At 36.2% G+C, this 2017-nt stretch carries 1 protein-coding gene; it reads right to left on the minus strand.

The features are described from left to right. On the minus strand, positions 1 to 2017 hold a 2017-nt coding region (locus Q0L68_RS19935; RefSeq protein ID WP_296705993.1), incomplete at both ends, for a hypothetical protein.

The raw sequence follows: 2017 nt of genomic DNA on the forward strand, positions 1-2017 counted from the left end.
TGCCACGCATGTCTGTAGGAAATTCCCTCCAGAGTAATTCTCTTGAAAACTCATGGTTCATCCCCACCAGGAATGATTCGATAAACTCCCTATTTGTCTCCATCAAAGTAATGGTGTTGGGTTCAATTTCGCTGATGTTAGGAATAATATAATCAGGTGAAATCTCCTTTAAATAGTCATAAACAGGAATCGGGAATCGGGGGTAAGCCATTATAGGCTTATTGTTATTGATATAATTTGCTGTAAAAAATGAGGAAAGCTTTCTGTCAAAATTAATAACCGGATTAAGCTTAACTCGGATTTTATCATGCAAATTCAGAGGTAATACAGCTCTAATGGGCTTTTTAAAGACCTTAACCACATTTGAATTATTGACATTAGACACAAATTTATTTTGAAAACTATTCAGATAATTCTGCCTCTCTAATACTACCTCACTATGTTTAAAATAATAGACATCTCCTGCCGGAACTTCCTTTCTAATAAATTTCACCTGATCAGATGGACCATAAAATCCTTCTTGAAAATTGGTGCTTATTTTACTATCAAAAACCTCTGAATCTACAGTCAAACTTCTTACCTGGCCACTTAAACTTTTATTGGTTATCCCATTTAATATTGCAGTTGCTCTTGCTTTTTGATCTTCTGAAAAATCTGAAGGAAGCTTAGATAATACTTGATTGGTATTGAAATTCACGTTAGTAAATTTCAAAATAGCATTGGCCAAATGCTCCATAAAAGAAACTGGTGGGTTTAAAACCACGCTATTTATTGCTTCCAATGCATTTAAAGTAGGCAAAACTATTTTGGGTTCAGTTTTGGTGGGAGCCGCTGAAATTTTCCCTTCAGTACCAATAGCTTTATTTAAATTCAGATAAAAACTTTTATTTAAAATATCCAATGCGCCATCTTTGCCTTTATTCATCAGTGCAGTTGGAGTGAAATTATTAGCTACTTTAAGAAATGACCCTGACCTGATAGCTGTAGGCACCGTAGACTTTTTAACCGCATTTTTAATCGTATTACCTGGATCAAGTTTCATCATTTCAAAAGCTTTTCCAGTTGCATTGATGAGATCAAATTTATCTAGCTTAAAAACTTTCTTCAACGCAAGCGCTTTGGTAGCTCGTTTCATTAATTCACTTTCACGAATCTTTTGATTGGCTTCATTTATATCACCAATCTGTTCCCAAGCCATCTCCATAAACTTTTCCTGGTGCTTTTGAACTACTTGAACACCCAATCCAGCAGCAGATCGGTTACTGGGGTGAAGGTTTATTTTATGGATCCAATCATTACTATTTGCAGATAGTTTTAAGATTCCTTTATGCCATTTCCCATAAATAGGGGGTGTAATAATAGGATCTTGTTCTACAATTGGGGAATAGAAAAAAGATGGATTCACCATAGGAGAAGTATCCTGAAGATTGAATGAGAGATTCAAAACATCTAATAATTGATTTTTTAAATCCTGATCACTCATTGGCCAAGGTGCCGTTTGGTAATCAGGGTGTCTCATTGCTCCTTCTACATATCCAATAGCATCAACACCGACAGGTTTTATACCAAAACCTATATCACCCATTTCCATTTCTCTTTTGCCGATATTTTCAGGAAGTTCTCTAGCTTCAAGAAGCTGCGCTAAACTTTCAAAATCCCCACCCTCATCTACTTTAAATGTCCATGTGAAGTAATAGGGATAACTCGAAGGATTTGTACCTCCATTAATTTCAGACCGGGACCAAGAAGATTTTTGAGCAGGAATCCCCTCTGTTTTCAATCCCAATCCAGCCAGTCTTCCCGTTTCAAAAGCGGGAACTAGAAATGCATGATACGTATTTGGATCATAATCTAAAGATGGATTTGGATTTGTAAACTCGAGTTTCCTTGCACATAAAACCCTTGAAAGGGCTAAATCAGGGTTTTTTGAGAGTTTACCAGAGAGTTGATTTGCAGGATTTGATGGACTATCTCCTAGATCTTCCAATACATGTACATGAGCCAAAGCATAAGTGTC

It is taken from the genome of Algoriphagus sp. (assembly GCF_024642405.1).
GTDB lineage: Bacteria > Bacteroidota > Bacteroidia > Cytophagales > Cyclobacteriaceae > Algoriphagus.